This is a genomic window from Curtobacterium sp. MCJR17_020, from assembly GCF_003234365.2.
Lineage (GTDB): Bacteria > Actinomycetota > Actinomycetes > Actinomycetales > Microbacteriaceae > Curtobacterium.
The window spans coordinates 3694359-3717462 of record NZ_CP126260.1 but is presented as its reverse complement, the minus strand read 5'-3'; the positions used below and the strand labels follow the sequence as shown (position 1 = coordinate 3717462).

At 72.4% G+C, this 23104-nt stretch carries 22 protein-coding genes; 13 read left to right on the top strand and 9 right to left on the bottom strand.

All coding sequences use genetic code 11. From position 1 onward, the window contains the following. Positions 1–43 precede the first annotated feature (43 nt). Positions 44–1516 (bottom strand): NCS2 family permease, encoded by a 1473-nt coding sequence (locus tag DEJ14_RS17745; protein ID WP_111083524.1) that lies wholly within the window; start codon positions 1514–1516, stop codon positions 44–46. Positions 1517–1692: 176 nt separating this feature from the next. Here DEJ14_RS17745 and folE point away from each other — a divergent pair, with 176 nt between their 5' ends. From folE to DEJ14_RS17720, 5 genes are all read left to right on the top strand, one after another. Beyond that, a complete protein-coding gene (gene folE, locus DEJ14_RS17740; protein ID WP_111083523.1) occupies positions 1693–2304 on the top strand; it encodes a GTP cyclohydrolase I in 612 nt (203 codons plus the stop codon). Continuing rightward, the gene (gene folP, locus DEJ14_RS17735; RefSeq protein WP_502868780.1) at positions 2301–3278 is read left to right on the top strand and encodes a dihydropteroate synthase; all 978 of its coding nucleotides are present in this window, start codon (positions 2301–2303) and stop codon (positions 3276–3278) included. Before folE ends, folP begins: the two co-directional genes overlap by 4 nt. Beyond that, positions 3275–4045, top strand: a complete 771-nt coding sequence (locus DEJ14_RS17730; RefSeq protein ID WP_111083522.1) for a pyrimidine reductase family protein — start codon at positions 3275–3277, stop codon at positions 4043–4045. The genes folP and DEJ14_RS17730 overlap by 4 nt, the downstream gene beginning before the upstream one ends. 129 nt (positions 4046–4174) lie before the next feature. Next, positions 4175–4828: an HAD-IA family hydrolase gene (locus tag DEJ14_RS17725; RefSeq protein ID WP_111083521.1), complete on the top strand. Its 654-nt coding sequence runs from the start codon at positions 4175–4177 to the stop codon at positions 4826–4828. Positions 4829–4943: 115 nt separating this feature from the next. Beyond that, entirely contained in the window at positions 4944–5486 is a 543-nt protein-coding gene (locus DEJ14_RS17720) for a type 1 glutamine amidotransferase domain-containing protein (RefSeq protein WP_111083520.1), read from the top strand. Between the two features lie 31 nt (positions 5487–5517). Here the strand turns inward: DEJ14_RS17720 and DEJ14_RS17715 are convergent, their stop codons facing one another. After that, positions 5518–6075 carry a molybdenum cofactor biosysynthesis protein gene (locus DEJ14_RS17715; protein ID WP_111083821.1) on the bottom strand — a complete coding sequence of 186 codons (558 nt, stop codon included), beginning with the start codon at positions 6073–6075 and terminating at the stop codon, positions 5518–5520. A gap of 303 nt (positions 6076–6378) precedes the next feature. Here DEJ14_RS17715 and DEJ14_RS17710 point away from each other — a divergent pair, with 303 nt between their 5' ends. Together DEJ14_RS17710 and DEJ14_RS17705 are read left to right on the top strand one after the other, a co-directional pair. Continuing rightward, a complete protein-coding gene (locus tag DEJ14_RS17710; RefSeq protein ID WP_181437380.1) occupies positions 6379–7971 on the top strand; it encodes an AlkA N-terminal domain-containing protein in 1593 nt (530 codons plus the stop codon). Continuing rightward, a complete protein-coding gene (locus tag DEJ14_RS17705; protein WP_111083519.1) occupies positions 7968–8480 on the top strand; it encodes a methylated-DNA--[protein]-cysteine S-methyltransferase in 513 nt (170 codons plus the stop codon). The genes DEJ14_RS17710 and DEJ14_RS17705 overlap by 4 nt, the downstream gene beginning before the upstream one ends. Positions 8481–8500: 20 nt before the next feature. On the opposite strand, the gene DEJ14_RS17700 is transcribed toward DEJ14_RS17705, so the two are convergent. Together DEJ14_RS17700 and DEJ14_RS17695 are read right to left on the bottom strand one after the other, a co-directional pair. Continuing rightward, entirely contained in the window at positions 8501–9094 is a 594-nt protein-coding gene (locus DEJ14_RS17700) for a TetR/AcrR family transcriptional regulator (protein ID WP_111083518.1), read from the bottom strand. 9 nt (positions 9095–9103) lie between these two features. Then, positions 9104–9670 (bottom strand): hypothetical protein, encoded by a 567-nt coding sequence (locus DEJ14_RS17695; protein WP_111083517.1) that lies wholly within the window; start codon positions 9668–9670, stop codon positions 9104–9106. Positions 9671–9875: 205 nt separating this feature from the next. On the opposite strand from DEJ14_RS17695, the gene DEJ14_RS17690 reads away from it, so the two are divergent. The 3 genes from DEJ14_RS17690 (at position 9876) to DEJ14_RS17680 (ending at position 13197) form a co-directional block, all read left to right on the top strand. Beyond that, positions 9876–10694 carry an alpha/beta fold hydrolase gene (locus DEJ14_RS17690; RefSeq protein WP_181437360.1) on the top strand — a complete coding sequence of 273 codons (819 nt, stop codon included), beginning with the start codon at positions 9876–9878 and terminating at the stop codon, positions 10692–10694. Between the two features lie 12 nt (positions 10695–10706). Beyond that, on the top strand, positions 10707–11579 hold the full coding sequence (locus DEJ14_RS17685) for an HAD family hydrolase (RefSeq protein ID WP_111083515.1): 873 nt from the start codon (positions 10707–10709) through the stop codon (positions 11577–11579). Between the two features lie 142 nt (positions 11580–11721). Beyond that, positions 11722–13197 carry an APC family permease gene (locus DEJ14_RS17680; protein WP_111083514.1) on the top strand — a complete coding sequence of 492 codons (1476 nt, stop codon included), beginning with the start codon at positions 11722–11724 and terminating at the stop codon, positions 13195–13197. Between the two features lie 14 nt (positions 13198–13211). On the opposite strand, the gene DEJ14_RS17675 is transcribed toward DEJ14_RS17680, so the two are convergent. Continuing rightward, positions 13212–13931, bottom strand: a complete 720-nt coding sequence (locus DEJ14_RS17675) for a LysE/ArgO family amino acid transporter (protein WP_181437359.1) — start codon at positions 13929–13931, stop codon at positions 13212–13214. A gap of 70 nt (positions 13932–14001) precedes the next feature. On the opposite strand from DEJ14_RS17675, the gene DEJ14_RS17670 reads away from it, so the two are divergent. Then, positions 14002–14928 carry a LysR family transcriptional regulator ArgP gene (locus DEJ14_RS17670; RefSeq protein WP_220036370.1) on the top strand — a complete coding sequence of 309 codons (927 nt, stop codon included), beginning with the start codon at positions 14002–14004 and terminating at the stop codon, positions 14926–14928. A 31-nt stretch (positions 14929–14959) separates the two neighbouring features. Here the strand turns inward: DEJ14_RS17670 and DEJ14_RS17665 are convergent, their stop codons facing one another. Both DEJ14_RS17665 and DEJ14_RS17660 read right to left on the bottom strand, forming a co-directional pair. Beyond that, on the bottom strand, positions 14960–15739 hold the full coding sequence (locus DEJ14_RS17665) for an Fpg/Nei family DNA glycosylase (protein ID WP_111083512.1): 780 nt from the start codon (positions 15737–15739) through the stop codon (positions 14960–14962). After that, entirely contained in the window at positions 15732–20516 is a 4785-nt protein-coding gene (locus DEJ14_RS17660) for an Lhr family ATP-dependent helicase (RefSeq protein WP_111083511.1), read from the bottom strand. Before DEJ14_RS17660 ends, DEJ14_RS17665 begins: the two co-directional genes overlap by 8 nt. 171 nt (positions 20517–20687) lie before the next feature. On the opposite strand from DEJ14_RS17660, the gene DEJ14_RS17655 reads away from it, so the two are divergent. Then, entirely contained in the window at positions 20688–21335 is a 648-nt protein-coding gene (locus tag DEJ14_RS17655) for a PadR family transcriptional regulator (RefSeq protein WP_235035855.1), read from the top strand. 150 nt (positions 21336–21485) lie between these two features. Here DEJ14_RS17655 and DEJ14_RS17650 read toward each other — a convergent pair whose 3' ends face one another. Further along, positions 21486–22106: an alpha/beta hydrolase gene (locus tag DEJ14_RS17650; protein ID WP_181437358.1), complete on the bottom strand. Its 621-nt coding sequence runs from the start codon at positions 22104–22106 to the stop codon at positions 21486–21488. Between the two features lie 73 nt (positions 22107–22179). Between DEJ14_RS17650 and DEJ14_RS17645 the strand changes: the two genes are divergently transcribed. Next, positions 22180–22722 (top strand): NUDIX hydrolase family protein, encoded by a 543-nt coding sequence (locus tag DEJ14_RS17645; RefSeq protein ID WP_111083509.1) that lies wholly within the window; start codon positions 22180–22182, stop codon positions 22720–22722. 129 nt (positions 22723–22851) lie between these two features. Here DEJ14_RS17645 and DEJ14_RS17640 read toward each other — a convergent pair whose 3' ends face one another. After that, complete coding sequence (locus tag DEJ14_RS17640) at positions 22852–23061, bottom strand: CsbD family protein (protein ID WP_111083508.1); 210 nt, start codon at positions 23059–23061, stop codon at positions 22852–22854. Between the last annotated feature and the right edge of the window lie 43 nt (positions 23062–23104).

Below are 23104 nucleotides of genomic sequence, written 5' to 3'. Positions count from 1 at the left end.
GGCAAGCGCACCGCAGAAACGGACCGCGCGGTCCGCCCCGGCCTCAGCCGACGCCGAGCAGCGCCTCGAGCGGCCCTCGTGCGAAGTACAGCAGGAAGCCCGCGGCGACGACGTAGAGCAGCCACGACACCTCGCGGCCCCGGCCGGACAGCAGCTTGATGAGGACCCAGCTGATGAAGCCCACGCCGATGCCGTTCGCGATCGAGTAGGTGAGCGGCATGACGACGATCGTCAGGAACGCGGGCAGGGCCGACCCGAAGTCCGTCCACGAGATGTCCGCCACCTGCGCCACCATCAGGGCACCGACGACGACGAGTCCGGCGGCGGCGACCTCGAGCGGCACGACCTGCGTGAGCGGGGTGAGGAACATCGACGCCAGGAACAGCAGGCCGGTGACGACCGACGCCATGCCGGTGCGTGCGCCCTCGCCGATGCCGGCGGCGGAGTCGATGAAGACGGTGTTCGACGACACCGAGGCGCCACCGCCGGCGATCGCGCCGACGCCCTCGACGACGAGCGCCGACTTCAGGCGGGGGAACGTACCGTCGGGCTTCGCGACGCCGGCGGCCTTCGCCAGGCCGGTCATGGTGCCCATCGCGTCGAAGAAGTTCGTGAACACGAGGGTGAAGACGAGCATCGACGCGGCCAACGGCCCGATGCGGCTGAACGCGCCGAACAGGTCGGCGTGGCCGACGAGCGACAGGTCGGGGAACGCGAAGAGCGCGCTCGGCAGGCCGGGGGCGTTGAGGTTCCAGCCGGTCTTCGAGTCGACCGAGGTCGGCACCTGGAAGATCGCCTGCAGGATGATCGCGATGATCGTCGTGGCGACGATCCCGATGAGCAGCGCGCCCTTGACCTTGCGGGCCATGAGCGTGCCGATGATGACGAGGCCGATCAGGAACACGATGGTCGGCAGGGCGCCGACGGAGCCGTCCTCACCGAGCTGCAGGGGCGGCGACGCGAGCCCGGACGAGCGCACGAAGCCCGAATCGACGAGGCCGATGAAGGCGATGAACAGGCCGATGCCGACGGTGATCGCAGCCTTCAGCTGCGCCGGGACGGCGGTGAAGATCATCGTCCGGATCCCCGTCAACGCCAGGACCACGATGATCACGCCGTTGATGACGACGAGTCCCATCGCCTCGGCCCAGGTGACCTGCTGCACGACGCTGACGGCCAGGAACGAGTTGATCCCGAGGCCCGCGGCGATGCCGAACGGCAGGTTCGCGATGACGCCCATGGCGATGGTCATCAGGCCGGCGACGAGGCCGGTCGCGGCGGCGACCTGCGCGTTCTCGAGCCAGCCGCCGGAGACGTCCTTGGCGGCCTGGTCGGCGCTGAACCCACCGAGGATCAGCGGGTTGAGGATGACGATGTACGCCATCGTCACGAACGAGACGAGTCCGCCTCGCACCTCGCGCGGGATCGTGGATCCGCGCTTCGTGATGGAGAAGTATCGATCGAGGCCGGTCGCGAAGCGGTTCCGGGTCGGGGTGTCGGTCTGCGGGGCGCTCACCGCGCAAGTTTAAAGCCTGCTGGGTTTCCGGCATGTCACAGGATCCTCACAGGGCGCGAAGGGTGCGCCGATGTCCGACCGGGAGGCCCGACCCGCGTGATCGGGGGACGTCACGCCGTGCGCCGGCTCGCGTTCTCCGGCCATGGCTGGTGTTGGATGGTCCGGTGACGTCACGCATGGACCGTGCCCGCGTCGAGGCCGCGGTGCGCGAACTCCTGCTCGGCATCGGCGAGGATCCCGACCGCCCCGAACTCGAACGCACACCCGCTCGGGTCGCCGACTCGTACGCCGAGTTCTTCGCGGGCATCGGCACGGATGCCGTTGCCATCGCCCGCGACGGCACCGTGCACGCCGAGGACGGCGAACGCGGCCGACTCGTCATCGTCCGCGACGTGAAGTTCCGGTCCGTCTGCGAGCACCACCTGCTGCCGTTCCTCGGGGTCGCGCACCTGGCCTACGCGCCGGGCGACCGGCTGATCGGGCTCGGCACCCTCTCGCGTGTGCTCGACGCCGTGGCCTCGCGCCCACAGCTGCAGGAACGACTGGGCGAGCAGGTCGCCGCGACGATCGCCGAGGGGCTCGGCGCCGAGGGGGTCCTCGTGGTCCTCGACGCGCAGCACCAGTGCGTGACGACCCGCGGGGAGCGCCAGACCGGGTCGACGACCGTCACGGTCGCGGCGAACGGCTCGCTGGCCGACGCCGCGGGCCGGGCCGAGGCGATCGCGCTCATCGGTGCGGGGCGTGTGACGGACACCGCGCACCCGGAGCGTGACGGGGCGGACGCGTGACGGGCCTCCCCGACGGCACAGTCGGCCCGCCGTTGGCGCGTCGCGCCGGAGCCGGCGTGGTGGGTCCACCGAGCGCGGCTGGACCCGGCTGGGTGGTGCCCGACCTGCGCCACCCGGTCCGCACGATCGGACGCCGCTCGTTCGACTTCGACCACCGCATCGCCGTGATGGCGATCGTGAACCGCACGCCCGACTCGTTCCACGACCGCGGTGCCACCTTCGAGCTCGACCGCGCCGTCGCCGCCGCCGTCCGGGCTGCCGAACAGGGTGCTGACTGGGTCGACATCGGCGGCGTGAAGTTCGCTCCGGGGCCGGAACTGCCCGCTGCGGACGAGGTCGACCGCGTCGTCCCCGTCGTCGAGCAGCTCGCCCAGGAGTCCGACGTCACCATCAGCGTCGACACGTTCCGCCCCGAGGTCGCCGCGGCGGCGATCGCGGCCGGGGCGAGCGTGGTCAACGACACCACCGGCCTGTCCGATCCGCGGATGGCGGCCGTCGTCGCGGACTCCGAGGCGACGATCGTCATCACGCACTCCCTCGCCGAACCCCGGCGGCCTCTCGCAGCGCCGCCGCAGTACGACGACGTCACGGCGTCCGTCGTCGGGTTCCTGCGGGAGCGCGTCGACCGGGCGCTCGCCGCGGGGATCCCGGAGTCGCGGATCGTCGTCGACCCGGGCCACGACCTCAACAAGAACACCGTGCACACGCTCGAGGTGACCCGGCGCCTGCCCGAGGTCGTGGCGCTCGGCTACCCGGTGCTCGCGGCGGTGTCGAACAAGGACTTCGTGGGGGAGTCGCTCGGACGCCCGCGCGGCGAGCGCCTGGCGGGGTCGCTCGCCGTCGCGACGGTGAGCGCGATGCTCGGGGCGCGGATCGTCCGGATGCACGACGTCGCCGAGAGCGTCGACGCCATGCGCATGGTCGAGGCGACGCTCGGCTGGCGAGCCCCGGTGGAAGCACGGCACAACACGTGAACGTCCTGCCCCCGTCGATCGCGGACCTGTCCGACGACGACCTGGTCGACCTGTACACCGCAGGTGCGTCGGCGCCGTGGCTGCGGGTGAACTTCGTGGCGACGCTCGACGGGTCCGCCTCGGCCGCCGGGGTCTCGGGGTCGCTCGGCGGCCCGGACGACCTGCGCGTGTTCGACCTGCTCCGCCGGGTGGCCGACGTGGTGCTCGTCGCCGCGGGCACCGTGCGCGACGAGGGCTACGGGCCGATGGTCCTGCACGACGCCGACGTGGCCTGGCGTCGGGCGCACGGCATGCCCGACCACCCGGTGTTCGCGATCGTCTCCAGGTCGCTGTCGCTCGATCCTGCTTCGCGGGTGTTCACCGAGGCCCCGGTCCGGCCCGTCGTCCTGACCTCCGCGGCTGCGACGGCGTCGGACGCCGGGGTCGCGCTGTCGTCCGTCGCCGACGTCGTGCCGTGCAGCTCCGCGGCCGATCCCGAGTCGGTCGACGTGTCGCTCGTCCGCGACGCACTGGTGGCGCGGGGGCTCGGCACGATCCACTGCGAGGGCGGCCCGTCGTTCCTCGGGTCGCTCATCGCCGCGGACGCCGTCGACGAGCTGACCCTGACGATCGATCCGTCGCTCGAGGGCGGCACCGGGCCCCGGATCGCCCGCGGCGGTTCCCCGGAGCTGCGGCGGATGCGCCCCGCGCACGTGCTCCGCGGTGCGGGTGACGTGCTGCTGACCCGGTACGTCCGGGCGGAGCCGCCCGCCCGAGTCTCGGCCTGAGCGACACTCCTCGCGCTCCGGAGGCCGAGAAGTGTCGCCGGAGACGAGACTCGGGGTCGACCGCCCGAGTCTCGGAGCCGCCCGCCCGAGTCTCGGTGCCGGTCGGCCGCGTCGGCTAGGGTCGGGCGCGTGATCGACATCGTGGCGTCCGGGGTCCTCTTCGACATGGACGGGACGCTCGTCGACTCGACCGCGGTGGTCGAGGCGACCTGGACCCGCTTCGGTCAGGACCGCGGCATCGACCCGGCCGACATCCTCGCCTTCTCGCACGGCCGTCAGGCGATCAGTACGATCGAGCACTTCCTGCCCGACCTGGACCGCGACGAGCAGCTCCGCATCGCCGCGGCACTGGTCGCCGAGGAGAGCGCGAGCAGCGAGGGCATCTTCGAGATCCCCGGTGCCGCCGCCTTCGTGGACCGGCTCCTCGACGCCGGGGTCCCGGTGGCGCTCGTGACGAGCGCACCGCGCGACCTGGCCGCCGGCCGGATGGCGGCAGCGGGCCTGACCATGCCGACGGCGTTCGTGCCGTCCGAGGACGTCGAGCACGGCAAGCCGCACCCCGACGGGTACCTGCGGGGTGCCGCGCTGCTCGGTGTCGCGGCCACCGACTGCGTCGCGTTCGAGGACGCCCCCGCCGGCCTCGAGTCGGCCATCGCCTCGGGAGCGACCACGGTCGTCGTCGGCCCGCACGAGTCGGACGTCACGGCCGGGCTCTACCGGGTGTCGGGGTACGACGGCATCACCGTCGAGGCCGAAGGGTCCGCTTTCCGCATCCGCGGCTGAGGACCCGCTGCGTCCTGCGGGCACGCCCAGCGCTCCCCGACGACCCTCGGGTGTGCGGCCGGAACCACCGGGCCGCACGTGCGGCCGGAACCACCGGGCCGCGGAAGGAGCGACCATGGCAACCCTGGACGGCAAGAAGGTCCTCGTCATCGCGACGAACTACGGCGTGGAGCAGGACGAGATCGTCGTGCCCGTCGACCAGCTCCGCGAGCGCGGCGCGACGGTGACCGTGGCGGCGCAGGACTCCGGTTCGATCGCGACCCTCGTCGGCGACAAGGACCCCGGCAAGTCCCTCGACCCCGACACCACCATCGCCGGTGTCAACGTGACCGGGTACGACGCGCTCGTGGTCCCCGGCGGCACCATCAACGCGGACACCCTGCGACAGGACAACTCGGCGGTCTCCCTGGTGACGGCGTTCGTCGAGGCGAACAAGCCCGTCGCGGCGATCTGCCACGGCCCGTGGACCCTCATCGAGGCCGGCGTGCTGCGCGGACGGACGATCACCTCGTTCCCGTCGCTGCAGACCGATGTCCGGAACGCCGGCGCCGAGTGGGTCGACCAGGAGGTCCAGGTCGACGGCGGCATCATCACCTCGCGGAACCCCGACGACCTGCCGGCCTTCGTCGACGCGATCGAGAGCGCGCTGACCGCGTGAGCACGGTGCGCTGCCGCTGACGGCGCCGCTGTCAGCCCAGCGCGACGGGGCGGGTCGTCCGGAGCACCGCGGGTCCGAGGGCGAGCACGCCGTCGGACTCGGGGTCGCACCGCACCCCGCCCCGTCCACGCATCGCCCGGAACGCCCCCGGAGCCACCTCGTGGTCCATCCAGGCGCACGGGTTCGCCGGCCGGTACCCGCGGAACAGCACGGCACCGCTGCCGGGGCTCTGCAGGGAGAACGGCTCGCCCCGCAGCGCTTCGACGTCGGCGCCCCGCAGGAACACGTTCCGCCGGGTCGCCACGGGATCGACCGGCACGCCGAGTGATCGTCCGACCTCCTCGAGGCCCTCGAGCCCGATGACCGTCACCGAGGCGTGCACGTGCGCCCGCGCCGCGAAGTAGCGGTCGCCGACGATGCCGAGGCCGGCGCGGAGTCCGATGCGGTCGCGCAGCTCGTCCGGGTCGTCCGACCGGACCGGCAGGGCACCGTCGGCCGGTCTGCCCTCGTAGCGGTGGCGGCGCGACACGAGCAGCAGTGCGATCTCGACGTCGGTCCGGAACGGCAGGTCGGCGGAGTCGGCGAGCACGTCGGAGCCGACCCGGTGGTCAGACCCGGCCACGTCGTCTCCGGAGGTCACCCGCCCAACGCTAGCCGGGCCTCCCGGTCGACCGTCGTCGGTGCCGCGGCGCCGAGGTTCCACAACACGCCGTCGGTGTGGCGCCGAGGTTCCACGGGTGGGCACACGGAGCGCCGACATGCCGAGATCTCGGAACGTCGGGCCCGCCCGGACCACGCGACGCGCCACGCAGGCGCGCCCGCACGCGACTGCCGCGCCGTCCGATTTCCGCCAGTCGCGGTCGGTGGTGCGTGTCAGGCTGGGACCGTGACCATCCCCGGAACCGACCAGCTGCACGCCGAGCGCTACCGCGTCGTCGCCTCGCGCGACGCACGCTTCGACGGCCAGTTCGTCACCGCCGTGCACTCCACCGGCATCTACTGCCGACCGAGCTGCCCGGCACGCACGCCCCGCGAGACCGGCGTCACCTTCTACCGCACGAGCGCGGCGGCGCACCTGGCGGGCTTCCGCGCCTGCAAGCGCTGCCTGCCCGAAGCGACCCCCGGCAGCCCCGAGTGGGACCTGCGTGAGGACGTCGCCGGTCGCGCCATGCGCCTCGTCCTCGACGGTGTCGTCGAACGCGACGGCGTCCCGGGGCTCGCCGCACGGGTCGGCTACTCCGAACGCCAGCTCAACCGCATCATGACGGCCGAGCTCGGCGCCGGACCGAAGGCGCTCAGTCGCGCGCACCGCGCCCAGACGGCACGCACGCTGCTGACGTCGTCGGACCTGCCCATCGCGGACGTCGCCTTCGCGGCCGGGTTCGCGAGCGTCCGCCAGTTCAACGAGACCGTCCGCGAGGTCTTCGCCGTCACCCCGTCCGAGCTGCGCGCCCGTCGGACGCTCCGTCCCGCGTCCGACGGCGCACTGCACGTGCACCTGCCCGCGCGGCCGCCGTTCGACGCGCAGGGGCTCCTCGACTGGCACGCACTGCACGCCCTGCCAGGGCTGGAGCAGGTGGACACCGACGGATCCGGTCGGGTCACCTCGTACGGGCGACTGCTCGACCTGCCGGGAGGCCCGGGCTGGTTCAGCGCATCGGCCGCGGTCGCGGGGGCGCACGGCTCCACCGCAGCCGGTCGCGGCACCGGGATCGACCTGCGGGTGCGCGTCACCGACCTGTCCGACCTGCCGACGCTCGTCGCCCGCGTCCGGTCGTACTTCGACCTCGACGCCGACCCGGTCGCCGTCGACGCGGTGCTCGGCTCCGTGCCCGAGCTCGCTGCGGCCGTGCAGCGGGTCCCCGGCCTGCGGCTGCCCGGCGCTGTCGACGCGCACGAGATCGTGTTCCGCACCCTCATCGGGCAGCAGGTCTCCGTCGCCGCGGCCCGGACGGCCCAGACGCGGCTCGTGGCGGCGCTCGGTCCCGCCGTGCCGTCGGCGATCCTGCCGGACGGCCTGCTGTTCCCGTCCGCCGAGGTCATCGCCGCCCGCGGCCACGAGGTACTGCGCGGTCCGGCCGCCCGCGTCGACACGATCCTGCGGGTCGCCGCGGCGCTCACCGATGGGTCGCTCGTCATCGACGGCGGACAGTCCCTCGACGAACTGCGCGAGCGGTTGCTGGCGGTGAAGGGCATCGGGCCGTGGACCGCCGACTACGTGGCGCTCCGGGTCCGGCACCACCCCGACGTGTTCCTCCACAGCGACCTCGCCGTGCGCAACGGTGCACAGGAACTCGGACTGCCCGGTTCGGCGCGCGAGCTCTCCCTATGGTCGGAGCAGGTGGCGCCCTGGCGGAGCTACCTGACGATGCACTGCTGGCGACCGATCATCGACCGCGCGATCACGACGGCCGCCGGTGCACGGGCGCACGGCACCGACCGTGCGCGGCACGCAGACAACGATCCTCGGAAGGACGAACGATGACCGACGCAACCATCCAGACCCTGGACACCCCGGACGGGGCCTTCACCGTGCTCGAGGACGCCGAGGGCCGTGTCCTCGCCTCGGGCTGGACCGACTCCGTCGACCGGATCCTCGGGCGGCTCGCCGACCGGTACCGACCCAGTCGCATCGTCGACGGCACGGTCGCCGCTGCCGACGCCGTGGACGCCTTCTACTCGGGCGAGGTCGAGCACGCCATGCAGGTGCCGGTGCGGCAGTTCGGCACCGACCTGTTCACCGAGGGGTGGCGGCAGCTCCGCCGCATCCCCGCCGGCGGCACCCTGACCTACACCGAGTTCGCCGGGGCGATGGGTCGTCCGGACGCCGTGCGGGCCGCCGCCAGCGTGTGCGCACGGAACGCTCCCGCACTGTTCGTGCCGTGCCACCGGGTGCTGCGATCCGACGGCACACTCGGGGGCTTCGCATGGGGGCTCGACGTCAAGCGATCGTTGCTCGAGCGGGAATCAGTCGGCACCACGGCGCTCGTCTGACCCGCGTCGCGCCGGACCGGTCAGCTCCGCGGGGCGCCGAGTCCGTCGAGGTGGAGCTCGACGAGCGACAGGACCCGCGCGGGCGTCCTGGCCGCCGGATCCCACGTGTGTTCGACCGCGAGTCCGTCGACCAGGGCGTGGAGTCGGTCCGTCTCGTCGATCCGGTCACGTTCGGGGTCGAGCGCATCGACGGCTCCCAGCGCGTCGAGTGCTCGCGCGCAGACCCTCCCGACGCCGTCGTTCAGGCGTCGAGCGCTCTCGGTCAGGTGCTCGTCCGTCCGTGAGAGCACCCCGAGTTGGACCTGGGCGAGGATCTCGGTGGTGCGTTCGGCGTCCAGCGGGAGCACCTGCGCCAAGATGTCGACGGCGAGCGCTCGGCCGGTCGACCGCAGCGCCGACAGTCGTGCGGTGACCCGTTCCTCGATGATCGTCAGGCAGTGCTCACGGAGTGCGTCCTGCGTCGGGAACAGCCGTCGGAGCGACGCGGCGGCGATGCCTGCCTCATCGGCGACGTTGCGGACCGACAACGCGACCAGTCCGTCGCGTTCCAGGATGCGCAGGCAGGCCGCCGTGACGATCGCGACCCGTTCCTCGACGTCGACGCGGACTGGCACCCGGTCAGCCTACGGCCGGGCCGCGGGTTCTGCCGGCCCCGCGCGGGGTGGTGCGGGCTTGCGCGGCCAGAGCGTGTAGCTGATCGCCCAGAGCACCTCGATGGCGAACACCAGGCCGAGCAGTGCGAACGTGCCCTGCAGTTCGGCGGTGCGTTCCGGATCGGCGACGAGGGCGATGAGCGCTCCGAGGATCCCGCCGGCGATCAGGACGGCGAGCCCGGTCCGCGCGACGTCCCCCCAGCACCGGGCCGTGTAGCGCCGTCCCGACAGACGCTCCGGGGCGGCCCCGCCGGCGAACCGGTGGGTGAAGCGGACGTCGGCCCAGGCGATCATCCGGTGGCCGTAGGTGACCGAGACCCCGATGTAGATCGCCGCCAGGCCGTGGTGCCACGAGGCGGTGCCGCCGCCGAGCAGGTCGACGGCGACCAGTGCGAGCAGCACCAGGTCGACGAGCGGCGCGGCCGCGAGCAAGCACGCGCCGGCGCGCGGGAGTCGCAGGACGTACCGAGCGGTCAGCCCACCGAGGATCGCGATCCAGAACGCGACCTCGCAGACGATGATGGCGATGAAGGTCACGACGGTCCGCCCTTGATTGAGTACGGGTGTGCTCAATCAGCATTCCACAGGTCGACGGCTCCGTCGAGGGTGGACTCGGAGCCGTTCTCCCCCTGGTTGCGGGTGGTGACGTGGGAGCGCTCCGATGCCATGCTTCGAGGACCGACCCGCCCGGTCCGTCCCGAGGACCCGACGCAGCGCCGTCGTACTCGCTCGGAAGGCCTCAATGGACCAGCACGTCGACCGCACGGTCGTCTCCGCCGACGGCACGGTGATCGCCGTGTCCGACGCGGGGACCGGTCCGGCGCTCGTCGTGGTCGGTGGCGCCTTCGACCACCACGGCACCCCCACCGTCGAGCACCTGACCGGCGCGCTGCAGGACCGCTACCGGGTCATCACGTACGACCGGCGGGGCCGTGGTGTGAGCGGCGACACCACCCCGTGGACGATCGAACGCGAGGTCGAGGACCTCGCGGCCGTCGTCGCGAGCGTGGACGGACCCGTCGCCGCGCTCGGGCTCTGCGTGGGCGCGGGGGTGGTCCTCCGGGGCCTCGCCGCCGGTGTCCCGCTCGGGGGTGCCGTGCTGTGGGAGCCGCCGTACCGCGCGACGGTCGACCCGCACGCCGACGACGTCGTCTTCGCCGACCTGCTCGACGAGCACGTCGCCGCAGGCCGTCGTGCCCAGGCCGTCCGGGCGTTCCTCGCGCACGTCCTGGGGGTGCCGATGGGGCAGATCTCTGCGCTGCGGCTGAGGGGTGCGCTCTGGCGGTCCCTCGTCGTCGACGCCCATGTGCTCAGCCGCGACGTGCGGGTGCTCAACGGCCTGGCGATCCCGGAGCGGGTCGCAGCAGCGGTCGGCGTCCCGGTGCTCGTCGCCGCGGGCAGCGACGGCCACGAGTGGATGCGGCAGGCGTCCCGAGCGGTCGTCGAGGCCGTGCCGGGTTCGGACTACGTCGAGGTCCCCGGGCAGGGCCACGTGCCCGACCCGGCTGCGATCGGCGCCGTGCTCGACCAGTTCACCGCGAGGGCGGTCACGCGGGGCTGAGAGGATGGTGCCGTGAACCAACCTCGTCTCGGTCTCCTGCTCGACGTCGACGGGCCCATCGCCAGCCCGGTCTCCCGCACCATCGCGATCCCGAGCATCATCGAGGACCTCGTCGCCCTCGCCGCCGAGGGCATCCCCGTCGTCTTCAACACCGGCCGGAGCGACGCCTTCATCCGGAGCGAGGTGGTCGGTCCGCTGCTGGCGGGTGGTCTCGCCGAGGGTGGCCGCGTGCACGCCGTCTGCGAGAAGGGCGCCGTCTGGTGCTCGATCGGTCCGCAGTACGAGGGCGGCATGAGCGAGCTCACCGTCGCCGACGACTTGGCGCTCCCGCGCGACTACGCCGACGAGATGCGCGAGCTCGTCCGCACCGAGTACGCCGACCTGGTGTTCTTCGACGAGACGAAGCGCGCGATGGTGTCCATCGAGCAGCGGGTGGAGGTGCCGAACGCCACGTACCTGGCCCGGCAGCCCGAGTTCGACGCGAAGGCGATGGCGGCCCTCGAGCGTCGCGGCCTGGGCGTGCGCCGTCTCGACGACGTCCGACCCGACGCCGACGGCGCGGTGCAGTGGCGGATCGACCCGACGATCATCTCGACCGACGTCGAGTCCGACCGCAGCGGCAAGGACATGGGCGCCGAGCGGTCGCTCGAGCTCCTGGCGCAGGACGGCGAGCTGCCCACGGCCTGGCGCACGATGGGCGACTCGCGCAGCGACTACGCGATGGCGGACTGGCTGCACGCGAACGGTCACGAGGTCGCGCACGTCGACGTCCGTCCCTCGGACGGCGTGCCGGCGACGCCGTACCCGGTGCTCACCGCACCCGACGGGGTGATCCACGACGAGGCCGGAGCGCGGTTCCTGGCGGACTGGCGCCGATCCGCCTGAGCCGAGCCGGGCCTCCCGGTCGACCCGCCCTGCCCACGGAACCTGGTTCCCGCGCGCCGAGCGGCTCCGCTGTTTGCGTGTCGGGGTGGTACACCAGTACTGTCACGGGGTCCGCCGCCCAGCCGATGACGGGATCCACCCCATGGCAACGAAGCTCCGCATCAAGTCGATCGAGGCCTCACTGGCCGACTCCGAGGAGCAGGGCCGGTCCCTGAAACGCTCCCTGAAGACGTTCGACATCGCCGCGATGGGCATCGCGGTCGCCGTCGGCGCCGGCATCTTCTCGGTCGGCGCGAACGCCGCCGCGAACTTCGCCGGGCCCGGCGTCATCATCTCGTTCCTGCTCGCCGCCGTCACGTGTGGTCTGGCGATCATGTGCTACGCCGAGTTCGCCTCGACGATCCCCGTCGCCGGCTCGGCCTACACGTTCACCTACGCCACGATGGGCGAGCTGCTCGCCTGGATCGTCGGCTGGGACCTGATCCTCGAGACCCTCACGGCGAGTGCCGTCATCGCGAAGTACTGGGGCATCTACCTCAGCACCGCGTTCGACGTCTTCGGCGTGAGTCTGCCGAGCACGATCCAGCTCGGCCCGATCCCGTTCACCTGGGGACCGGTCCTCATCGTCGGCATCTTCACGGTGCTGCTCGCATTCGGCACGCGCCTGTCGTCGCGGGTCTCGGCGGTCATCACGATCATCAAGGTCGCCATCGTGGTGTTCGTCATCGTCGCCGGTGCGTTCTTCGTCAAGGCCGCGAACTTCACCCCGTTCATCCCGCCGTCGGAGCCCGCCAAGGGTGCCGAGGGCAGCGTCTGGACCCAGTCGCTCGTGTCCTGGTTCACCGGTTCCGAGCCCGCGCAGTACGGCGTCTTCGGGCTGCTCGCCGCGGCGTCGCTCGTGTTCTTCGCGTTCATCGGCTTCGACGTCGTCGCGACCAGCGCGGAGGAGACCGAGAACCCGCAGAAGACGCTGCCCCGCGGGATCTTCATCGGCCTGGGCATCGTGACGCTGCTCTACGTCGGCGTCAGCATCGTCATCACCGGCATGGTCTCCTACCAGCGCCTGGCGCAGGAGGACGCACCGTCCCTGGCCTCGGCCTTCGACATCGTCGGGTTGCCGTGGGCGGCGGGCATCATCGCCATCGGCTCCCTGATCGGCCTGACGACCGTCGTCATGGTGCTGTTGCTCGGGCTGTCGCGCATCGTCTTCGCGATGAGCCGTGACGGTCTGCTGCCGCGCTGGTTCTCGAAGACGAACCCGAAGACGCAGACGCCGGTGCGCGTCCAGGTCGTCGCGGGCGTCGTCGTCGCGCTGCTCGCCGGCTTCACGGCGGTGGACAAGCTCGAGGGCATGATCAACATCGGCACGCTGTCGGCCTTCGTGCTGGTGTCGATCGGCATCATCGTGCTCCGCAAGTCGCGCCCGGACGCCCCGCGCTCGTTCCGGGTGCCGTGGTCGCCGGTGATCCCGATCCTGTCGGCCGTGCTGTGCTTCTGGTTGATGCTGAACCTCGAGGTCGAGACCTGGCTGCGGTTCGTCGTCTGGCTCGTCATCGGCTTCGCCATCTACTTCGGTTACAGCCGCCGCAACAGTCGGGTCGGCAAGGGCCAGCAGTAGCGATCGCCTGCCTCTTAGGCGCCGACGACCAACAGGACGCCGAAGGTCAGCATCACGACGGCGACCAGGCCGTCGAACACCCGCCACGTCAGCGGCTTCGCGAACAGCGGCCGGAGCAGTCGCCCGCCGAACCCGAGCGCACCGAACCACAGGCAGCTCGCCGCGACGGCACCGACCGTCCAGAGCCAGCGGTCGTCCGGGCCCTGCTGGTTCGCGACGGACCCGAGGAACACCAGCGTGTCCAGGTACACGTGCGGGTTCGCCCACGTGAAGACGAGCATGGTCACCACCGCCGTGCGCATGGTCACTGCTTGGCCGGGAGGCACGGTGCGCGTCCGCCCCGCCACCACCGTCGCGGTGCGGTCGGGTCCACTGCCCGCGGCCGACTCCGGCACGCCGTCGTCCGCCGCCTCGACGGTCACGCGCATGGCGTCGCGCGACGGCCGCAGTGCCCGTCGGGCGGCGAGCACGCCGTAGGTCACCAGGAAGGCCGCCCCGACGAACCGGACCACCACGAGCGCCACCGGGAACCGCTCGACCACGGCCCCGACGCCGAGGACCCCGGCGACGATGAGCACGGCGTCCGACACCGCGCACACGACGACCGCCGCCGTCACCACCCGCAGGCCCGAGCTGACCGCCAACCGGAGCAGGTAGGTGTTCTGCACACCGATCGCGACGATCAGGGCGAGTCCGGTGCCGAGGCCGGCGAGCAGGGGGAGGAGTGCGGTCACGTCCACGACGGTAGATGCGCCATCGCCTGTAGACCAGCTCACGTTCCTTCAGCACCGTAAGCTGCACTGCATGATCCGGTTCCAGCGCGAGCACCTCGAGACCCTGTTGGCCGCCGTCGACCACGGCAGCCTCGACGCGGCCGCCCGGGCCCTGGCGATCACCCCGTCAGCGGTCTCACAGCGCATCAAGTCGATGGAGCAGCAGGTCGGCCGGGTCCTGCTGCAACGGACGACACCGGTCACCCCGACAGCCGACGGCTCGGTCGTGCTCCGGCACGCACGTCAGGTGCGGTTGCTCGACGACGAGACCGCCCGCGCACTCGGCGAGACCAATGCCGACGGTGTGGGGTCCGCGGTGCCGTCGATCCCGCTCGCCGTCAACGCCGACTCGCTCGGCACGTGGTTCCTCGACGCGCTCGCACTCGTCCGTGTCGACACCGAGGTCGTCTTCGACCTGCACCGCGAGGACCAGGACCGCACCGCCGAACTACTGCGAGCCGGCACGGTGATGGGTGCCGTGACGGCCGAGGCGGACCCCGTGCAGGGCTGCTCGTCGGTGCCGCTCGGCATCGACCGGTACCGGGCGGTGGCGTCGCCGGCGTTCGTCGACCGCTACCTGTCCGACGCCGACACCGAGCGGCGGATGCTGAGCCGCCTCGACCGGGTGCCGCTCGTCGACTACGACCGTGATGACGACCTGCAGCAGGGCTACCTCCGCCGGGTGCTCGGCCACGCGCCCTCCGGTCCACGCCACTTCGTCCCGACGTCGGCCGACTTCGCACGGGCGGTCTCGCTCGGCTTCGGGTGGGGGATGCTGCCCGAGGCGCAGTGCCTCGATGCCCTGGCACGGGGCGAGCTCCTCGAGCTCACCCCGACGCGCCGGGCCGACGTCGCCCTGTGGTGGCAGCGGTGGAACCTGGCGTCGCCGCTGCTCGAGCGGGTGACGGAGGCCGTGCGATCGACCGCCGCCGAGCGGCTGCACCCCGTCACCCGGTGAGCACGCCGGTGCTCCTCCCTGCGCCCGCGGCTCAGGTCTGGCAGCGCGGGCACCAGTAGGTGTCCCGCAGGGTGAGCTCCGAGTCACCGAGGTCTCCTCGCCGGATCCGGGTGCCGCACCGCAGACACGGCTTGCCCGCGCGTCCGTAGACCCAGAACCGACGCCCCGGGCGGTCGATCCCCGTCGTCACCCGGTGGCTGCGGTCCCGGTTCGCCAGGATGAGTCGGCTCGCCAGGGCGATCGTCCGGCTGGCGTCGTGCACCTCGGCCACCGGGCGGGTCGGCAGGACCCCGCGCAGGAAGCAGAGCTCGTTGCGGTAGACGTTGCCGAGGCCGGCGAGCACCCGCTGGTCGAGCAAGGCAAGCCCGACCGGACGTGCAGGATCCCGCGTCAGGTTCTCGAGTGCCAGGTCGGCGTCCCAGTCGGGCCCGAGCAGGTCCGGGCCGAGGTGTCCGACGACCTCGGACTCCTGGTCGCGGGGGATGACCTCGAGCACCCCGAGCGTGAACCCGACGGTCGAGACGTCCTCGGCGTCGAGGATCGCCCGTGCCTGGTGCGCCGGACGTCGCCAGCGCTCACCGGGGGCGTAGACGTCCCACCGCCCCTCCATCTTCAGGTGGGAGTGCACGGTCAGGTCCCCGATCCGGTGCAGCAGGTGCTTGCCACGGGGTACGACCTCGTCGACGGTGCGACCGACCAGGTCGACGGTCGCGAACGCGGGCACCCGGAAGTCGCTCCGGGTCAGGACCTTGCCCGCGAGCGCCGTGTGCAGCCGGTGCGCCGCCCGGTAGACGGTGTCGCCCTCAGGCACGGAGCCGGAGTCCCTGCGGTGTGGCGGTGAACCCGGCGTCGCCCAGCGCGGTGCCGAGCGGGGTACCGAGCACGAACTCGCCGTCGACGCGCTCGACCGCGAGCTTCCGCAGCCCGGTGCGCACGATGCCCGCGATCGACGCCGCTGCGACGGCCAGGTCGGCGGGGTCGTCGGTGAAGGTCAGCACCGACTTGCCGCCCCGCTCGACGTACACCGCGAGCCGGCCGTCGACGGTGGTGACGAGCGCTCCGGCCTTGCGCCCGGGCCGGTGGCCGCGGGAGCCGGTGGTGGCTGCGGCCGAGGTCGCCGGCGCTGCCGGTGCTGCGGCGTCGGCACCCGTGTCGTCCGTGTCGGCCGCCGCGCGGTCGTCGGACGGCCAGGGCAGCGATGCTCCGTACGGGTTCGCGGGGTCGGTCGCGGCCAGGGTCAGTGCCTCACGCTTCCGGTCCGGGTCGACGCGTTCGTCGTCGTCGAGGTCACGGGCGTAGGTCCGCAGCCGGTCGATGGTCGGGCCCGTGGCGAACTGTGCTGCCCCGAGTCCCTCGATGAAGTAGCCGCGCCGCGCCCGCCCGGACTCCTCGAACCGCGAGAGCACCCGGTACACGCCCGCGAACCCACCCCGGACCCCCTCGACCTGGACGGCCCCGCGGGTGACGACCCCGTAGCGCTCGAGCAGCTGCTCGGCGGTCGCCGCGGCCCGCACGGTCGAGTCGGACTCGGCCAGGGGGAGCAGGGACCAGCGACCGCCGACGGATGGCGGGCCGGACTGCGTCGGCATCGTCGGACGTCGGCGCCCGCGGTACGCACGAGCCCGCGGGGCGCTGCTGCTCTTCGCCTTGCCGCCGAGCATCGAGCGGAGCGGAGCGAACGTGTCGTTCGTGATCTGTCCGGCCCAGACGAGGTCCCACAGCGCCGTCGTCAGGGCCGGGTCGTCGGTGCTGCCGACGGCCTGCCCGAGCTGGCGGAAGAAGTACGCGCCGCCGCCGGCCAGGGCACCGAGCACGTCGCGCTGCAGCTCGGTGGTCTCGTCGCCGGAGGGCTCGGCGAGCGTCGTCGATGCCGTCTCGGCGAGGTGCAGGCGCACCCACCCGTCGTTGCCGGGCAGGGTCCCGCCGCCGGACCACAGGACCTCGCCGGTGGCGGTGAGCTCGTCGAGCATGTTCGTGGAGTAGTCGGTCACCCGCGCGGGCAGCACCAGGGTCTCCCAGGCGCTGGCGGGCAGGGCGACGCCGGCGAGCTGGTCGATCACCTGCAGGACCCCGTCGACCCCGCGCAGGCCGCCGCGGGCGCCGGGGGTCTGCACGTGCTGCCAGGCGGGCAGGAAGCGCGCGAGCGTGTCCGGCGACACCGGCTCGACCTCGTGGCGGAGCGCGGCGAGGGACTTCGTGCGGATCCGGCGCAGGACCTCGGCGTCGCACCACTCGGCGCCCTGCCGATCCGGGCGGAACTCGCCCTCGACCACACGCCGGTCGGCGACCAGACGGCGCAGGGTGTCCTGCACGACGGCGACCCCGAGGCCGAGGCGCCCCGCGGCCTCCTGCGCCGAGAACGGCCCGTGCGACCGGGCGTAGCGGCCGACCAGGTCACCGAGCGGGTCGGCGACGGGTTCGACGAACGCGGTCGGCACGCCGATCGGCAGCGGGACCCCGAGGGCGTCACGCAGGCGCGAGGCGTCCTCGATGACGGCCCAGCGGGTGGACCCGGCGTGCGAGAACGACAGGACGCGGCGGTCGCGCTCGAGCGCGGTGAGCACGGTCTGTACCTCGGTCGCAGCGGCGGAGCGGTCGTCCGACGCCGCCAGCCAGCTCCGGTCGACGGCTTCGTCGAGGTCGAGCGCGCCGACGAGCCGCAGCACGTCGACCAGCCCCTCGGCGTCGCGCGCCCGGCGGTCCGGCGACAGCCGCTGCAGATCCTGTTCCACCGAGGCGATGACCGCCGGGTCGAGCAGCTCCCGCAGTTCGGCGCGGCCGAGCAGTTCGCCGAGCAGGGTCGAGTCGAGCGACAGTGCCGCGGCTCGGCGCTCGGCGAGCGGGGAATCGCCCTCGTACATGAACGCGGCGACGTACCCGAACAGGATCGACCGGGCGAACGGGGACGGCGTCTCGGTCTCGGTCTCGACCAGGCGGATCCGGCGGCCGGCGATCTCGTCGGCGATGCCGAGCAGGGCGGGGACGTCGTAGACGTCCTGCAGCACTTCGCGCACGGTCTCGAGCACGATCGGGAACGACGGGTACTTCCGGGCCACCTCGAGCAGCTGCGAGGCCCGCTGTCGCTGCTGCCACAGGGGCGATCGCTGCCCGGGGTTCCGACGGGGCAGCAGCAGGGCGCGCGCCGCACACTCGCGGAACCGCGCGGCGAACAGCGCCGAGCCACCGACCTCGTCCGTGACGAGTGCCTCGAGGTCGTCGCGCTCGAACACGAACAGGTCGGCACCCGGCGGTTCGGCGTCGGTCTCGGGGATGCGCACCACGATGCCGTCGTCGGCGGCCATCGCGTCGCCGTCGATGCCGTGGCGTTCACGCAGCCGTGCCGCGACCGCCAGGGCCCACGGCGCGTGCACCTGCATGCCGTACGGCGAGTGCAGGATGAGCCGCCAGTCGCCGAGTTCGTCGCGGAAGCGCTCGACCACGAGCGTGGTGTCGTTGGGGACGTGACCGGTGGCCGCGCGCTGGTCGCGCAGGAAGGTCAGCAGGTTCGTGACGGCACGCTCGTCGAGACCGCCGGCGGCGACCCGGGCTCGGGCGTCGTCGTCCGAGGCGCCCTCGACCTCGCGCACGAACGCCCCCGTCGCGCGACCGAGTTCGGCGGGGCGGCCGATGCCGTCACCCTTCCAGAACGGCACCCGACCGGGCTGTCCGAAGGCCGGGCTCACGATGACCCGGTCGTGGGTGATCTCCTCGATCCGCCAGCTCGTCGCGCCGAGGGCGAAGACGTCGCCGACGCGCGACTCGTAGACCATCTCCTCGTCCAGCTCGCCGACGCGCGACGCCTTCTCGCCGACCATGAACACGCCGAACATCCCGCGGTCCGGGATCGTGCCGCCGCTCGTCACCGCGAGCCGCTGGGCGCCGGGGCGTCCGGTCAGGGTGCCGTGCACGCGGTCCCACACCAGCCGCGGGCGGAGTTCGGCGAACTCGTCGCTCGGGTACCGTCCGGTCACCAGGTCGAGCGTGGCGTCGAACGCCGAGCGGGGCAGGCCGCTGAACGGGGCGCTGCGTCGGACCAGGTCGAACCAGTGCTCGACGTCGACGGTGTCGATCGCCCCGGCCGCGACCGTGTGCTGCGCCAGGACGTCGAGGGGGTTCGCCGGCACCGAGATCGACTCGATCTGCCCCGTGACCATCCGTTCCACCGTGACCGCACTGTTCACGAGGTCGGCGCGGTGCTTCGGGAAGAGCACCCCGCGGGAGATCTCGCCCACCTGGTGCCCGGCACGGCCGACGCGCTGCAGGCCGCTCGCGACCGAGGGCGGTGCCTCGACCTGGACGACGAGGTCCACCTCGCCCATGTCGATCCCGAGCTCGAGCGAGCTCGTCGCGACCACGCACCGCAGCCGACCGGACTTCAGGTCGTCCTCGATGATGGCGCGCTGGTCCTTCGACACCGAGCCGTGGTGGGCGCGGGCGAGCACGGGCACCGCGGTGTCGGAGCCGCCGCCACCGGTCTGCCCGGATGCGCCGATCACCTGCGCGGGCGGCCGCTTCGTGCCCTGGGGCGCGACCGCGTGCGCCGAGGTCCGCGCGGGCGACTGCGGGCGACCCCGCGCCACCGGCAGCCCGTCGTCGGCCGGCGAGACACCCGCCGGCACCAGCGCATCGCCCATCGCGGCCGAAGCCGGAGCCGCCGAAGCGAGGACGCGCTCTTCGTGGATCTCGTTCAGCCGCGCGGTGAGTCGCTCGGCCAGGCGCCGCGAGTTCGCGAACACGATCGTCGACCGGTGCTCCTCGATGAGGTCGACCACGCGCTCTTCGACGTGCGGCCAGATCGAGCCGTTCGAGGGCGCGTCGGACGCGTCCGCACCGACCGGCGGAGCACCGAGCTCGGCCATGTCGTCGACCGGCACGACGACCCGCAGGTCGAAGGTCTTCTGCGCCGGCGGGGCGATGATCGTCACCGGCGCCCGACCCCCGAGGAACCGCGCGACCTCTTCCGGCGGCCGGACCGTCGCGGACAACCCGATGCGCTGCACCGGCTTGTCGAGCAGGTCGTCGAGCCGTTCGAGCGAAACGGCCAGGTGTGCCCCGCGCTTGGTCGACGCGACGGCGTGCACCTCGTCCACGATGACGGTGTCGACGTTCACCAGGGTCTCGCGCGCCTGCGAGGTGAGCATGAGGTACAGCGACTCCGGCGTCGTGATGAGGATGTCCGGCGGCTGGCGGAGCAGCTTCTGCCGGTCCGACGACGGGGTGTCGCCACTGCGCACCCCGACGGTGACCTCGGGTGGTTCGGTGCCGAGCCGCCGGGCCGTCTGCGTGATGCCGACGAGCGGGCTGCGCAGGTTCCGCTCGACGTCGACGCCGAGGGCCTTGAGCGGCGAGACGTACAGGACCCGCGTGCGCTGCTTGGCCGGGGGCCGGTCGGTCGCGCTGATGAGCCGGTCGATGGACCACAGGAACGAGGCGAGGGTCTTGCCGGAGCCGGTCGGCGCGATGACGAGTGCGTGCTGCCCCGTCGAGATGGCGTCCCACGCGCCCGCCTGTGCCGGGGTGGGGGCGTCGAACGCACCACGGAACCACTCCGCGGTCGCGGGGGAGAAGCGCTCGAAGACGTCCGTCATGGTCCGTCCCATCCTGCCCGTCACCACCGACAGCAGGCCGAGCGGGGAGTACCCCTTGACAAGACGACAGTTAGCGATCTATCGTAAACACATCGCGATACGACGAAGACGAAACCAGTCAGACCGATCGCGAGCCGACTCAGCAACAAGGAAGGACGCACCATGCGCCCCATGCACAACGACAACGACAGCAACCACCACCCGCGCGGCCCCCGTTTCGGCGGCGCGCGGCAGCACCACGGCGCCGGCTTCCCCGGCCGCGACCGCGGTGACCACGAGCACGGCGGCCGCGGCGGCCGTGGCTTCGGCCCGGGCTTCGGGCCGGGCATGGGCTTCGGCCCCGGCTTCGGTGGCTTCGGCGGACCCGGCTTCGGCCGCGAACGCCGCCGCCGCGGTGACGTCCGCCTCGCGATCCTCGGCCTGCTGGCCGAGGGGCCGCAGAACGGCTACGCCGTGATCAAGACCATCGCCGAGCGCACCGGCGGCGCCTGGAAGCCGAGCCCCGGCTCGGTCTACCCGACGCTCCAGCAGCTCGTCGACGAAGACCTCGTGGTCTCGTCGGGCGACGGCCGCAAGACGCTCTTCGAGCTCACCGACGCCGGCAAGGCCGAGGCCGAGGCGAAGGCCGACGAGATCGCAGCGGCACTCGACGCGGCCCCCGGGATCCCGGACGCGCAGCGCGAGTTCTTCGAGGCGCTCCGGAAGACCATGGGCGTCCTGCAGATGTACCGGACGACCGCGACGGAGGACCAGGCCAAGGCCGCCACCGCCAAGGTCGACCAGCTCCGCAAGGACCTGCTGCAGATCCTCGCCGACTGACGTCGGAACCCACGAACGGGAGGCACGGTGCCAGCTGGCACCGTGCCTCCCGTCGATCGTCTGGTCCCGCCCACCGCGAGACTCGGCCTGAGCGGCATCACTCGCGCTCGCGAGCGCGAGTGATGTCGCCGAGCCCGAGTCTCGGGGCTCCTACGCGCCGTCCATGAACGCCGCGACGTCCGACAGCTCCGCTGCCGACACCGCGTGCGGCAGGCCCTGGTACGTCCGGTCCGTCACGGTGGTGTTCGCCGCCGCCCACGCCTGCGTCCGCGCGGTGGCCTCGGCCGGGATCACCGGGTCGAGGTCGCCGTGTCCGAGGAACACCCGCGGGCGGACGGCGGCGACGGCCACGTCACGCGAGTCCGTCACCCCCGGCACCACGAACCCGGACAGCGACACCGCGAACGCGAACGCTGCGGGCCGTGCACGCAGCAGCTGCAGCGCCATCGACCCGCCCTGCGAGAACCCGAGCAACCCGATCCGCGGGTGGTCGGCGGCGACGGAGTCGACCCACGCGAGCACCTCGGCGACCGCGGCGTCGACGGGCTCGAGTGCGGGGGAGCCCGGCGTCCCGAGCGGGTACCAGCTGAACCCCTGGCCCCACGGCATCGGTGCCCGCAGTGACGCCATCGTCCAGGCCGCCGGCAGCGCGGGGGCGAGTCCGAGCAGGTCGCGTTCGTTCGACCCCACCCCGTGCATGGTCACGAGCAGCGGTGTCCCTGCGCGTTCTTCCGCGGGACGGGTCCACTGCACCAGGTCTGCATCGATCATGTGGACAACGCTAACCATCCCCAAGTCCCGCGCCTTCCGCCGAACTCGACGCCGTCCCTGGTAGACACGGTGCATGGCCTCGTTGCAAACCCCCGACCCCGACTCCGGCTGGCTGTCCGACGAGGAACTCGCCAACGCGCGTCGTCGACTCCCCATCTGCTACGTCGAGGCGATCCCCGTCCGCACCGACGGGCTCGGCGTCGTGACCGAGGTCGGGGTGCTCCTGCGCGTGGCCCCGAGTGGCTCGATCGTCCGCACCCTGGTGTCCGGTCGCGTGATGTTCGGCGAGTCCATCCGCACGGCGCTCTTCCGTCACCTCGAGAAGGACCTCGGCCCGATGGCGTTCCCGCAGCTGCCCTCGAGCCCGACGCCGTTCACGGTCGCCGAGTACTTCCCGCTGCCCGGCGCCTCGGTGTACACCGACGAGCGGCAGCACGCGATCTCCCTGGCCTACGTCGTCCCGGTGACGGGCACGTGCGAGCCCCGGCAGGACGCCCTCGAGCTCACCTGGATGACCCCGATGGAAGCCGCGTCGGACGGCGTCGCCGACGACATGGAGGGTGGCCGCGGCGCCCTGCTGCGCGCGGGCCTCGCGTCGGTCGGCGCGCTCATGTAGCGACCGGCCCGGAGCCCGGACACAAAGCACCCGGACACGAAGCACCCGGACACGAAGCACCTGAACACGACGAAGCCCCCGGATCCGATCGGATCCGGGGGCTTCGCAGCGCGGTGCTTGACCGGCTTGTTACTTCGTGTCGCGGTCGCTCTTGAGGCTGTCGGCGACGCCGGAAGCGGCGTCCTTGACGTTCGTACCCGCCTGCTTGGTGTCGGCCTTGACCTGATCGGTCTTGCCCTCAGCCTTGAGGTGGTCGTTGTCCGTCGCGTTCCCGACGGCCTCCTTGACCTTGCCTGCCGCCTTCTCAGCGGCGTTCTTGATGTCTTCGATCCCAGCCATAGGCACTCCTTCCAACAGCGGACGTTTCCCCGTCAGCCGCTTG

Bases quoted from the DNA above. Each gene is read 5' to 3' on its own strand.
- DEJ14_RS17650 (WP_181437358.1), bottom strand. From the start codon at position 22,106: ATGATCGATGCAGACCTGGTGCAGTGGACCCGTCCCGCGGAAGAACGC.
- DEJ14_RS17660 (WP_111083511.1), bottom strand. From the start codon at position 20,516: ATGACGGACGTCTTCGAGCGCTTCTCCCCCGCGACCGCGGAGTGGTTC.
- DEJ14_RS17655 (WP_235035855.1), top strand. From the start codon at position 20,688: ATGCACAACGACAACGACAGCAACCACCACCCGCGCGGCCCCCGTTTC.
- DEJ14_RS17640 (WP_111083508.1), bottom strand. From the start codon at position 23,061: ATGGCTGGGATCGAAGACATCAAGAACGCCGCTGAGAAGGCGGCAGGC.
- DEJ14_RS17670 (WP_220036370.1), top strand. From the start codon at position 14,002: ATGATCCGGTTCCAGCGCGAGCACCTCGAGACCCTGTTGGCCGCCGTC.
- DEJ14_RS17645 (WP_111083509.1), top strand. From the start codon at position 22,180: ATGGCCTCGTTGCAAACCCCCGACCCCGACTCCGGCTGGCTGTCCGAC.
- DEJ14_RS17690 (WP_181437360.1), top strand. From the start codon at position 9,876: ATGGACCAGCACGTCGACCGCACGGTCGTCTCCGCCGACGGCACGGTG.
- DEJ14_RS17720 (WP_111083520.1), top strand. From the start codon at position 4,944: ATGGCAACCCTGGACGGCAAGAAGGTCCTCGTCATCGCGACGAACTAC.
- DEJ14_RS17680 (WP_111083514.1), top strand. From the start codon at position 11,722: ATGGCAACGAAGCTCCGCATCAAGTCGATCGAGGCCTCACTGGCCGAC.
- folE (WP_111083523.1), top strand. From the start codon at position 1,693: ATGGACCGTGCCCGCGTCGAGGCCGCGGTGCGCGAACTCCTGCTCGGC.
- DEJ14_RS17705 (WP_111083519.1), top strand. From the start codon at position 7,968: ATGACCGACGCAACCATCCAGACCCTGGACACCCCGGACGGGGCCTTC.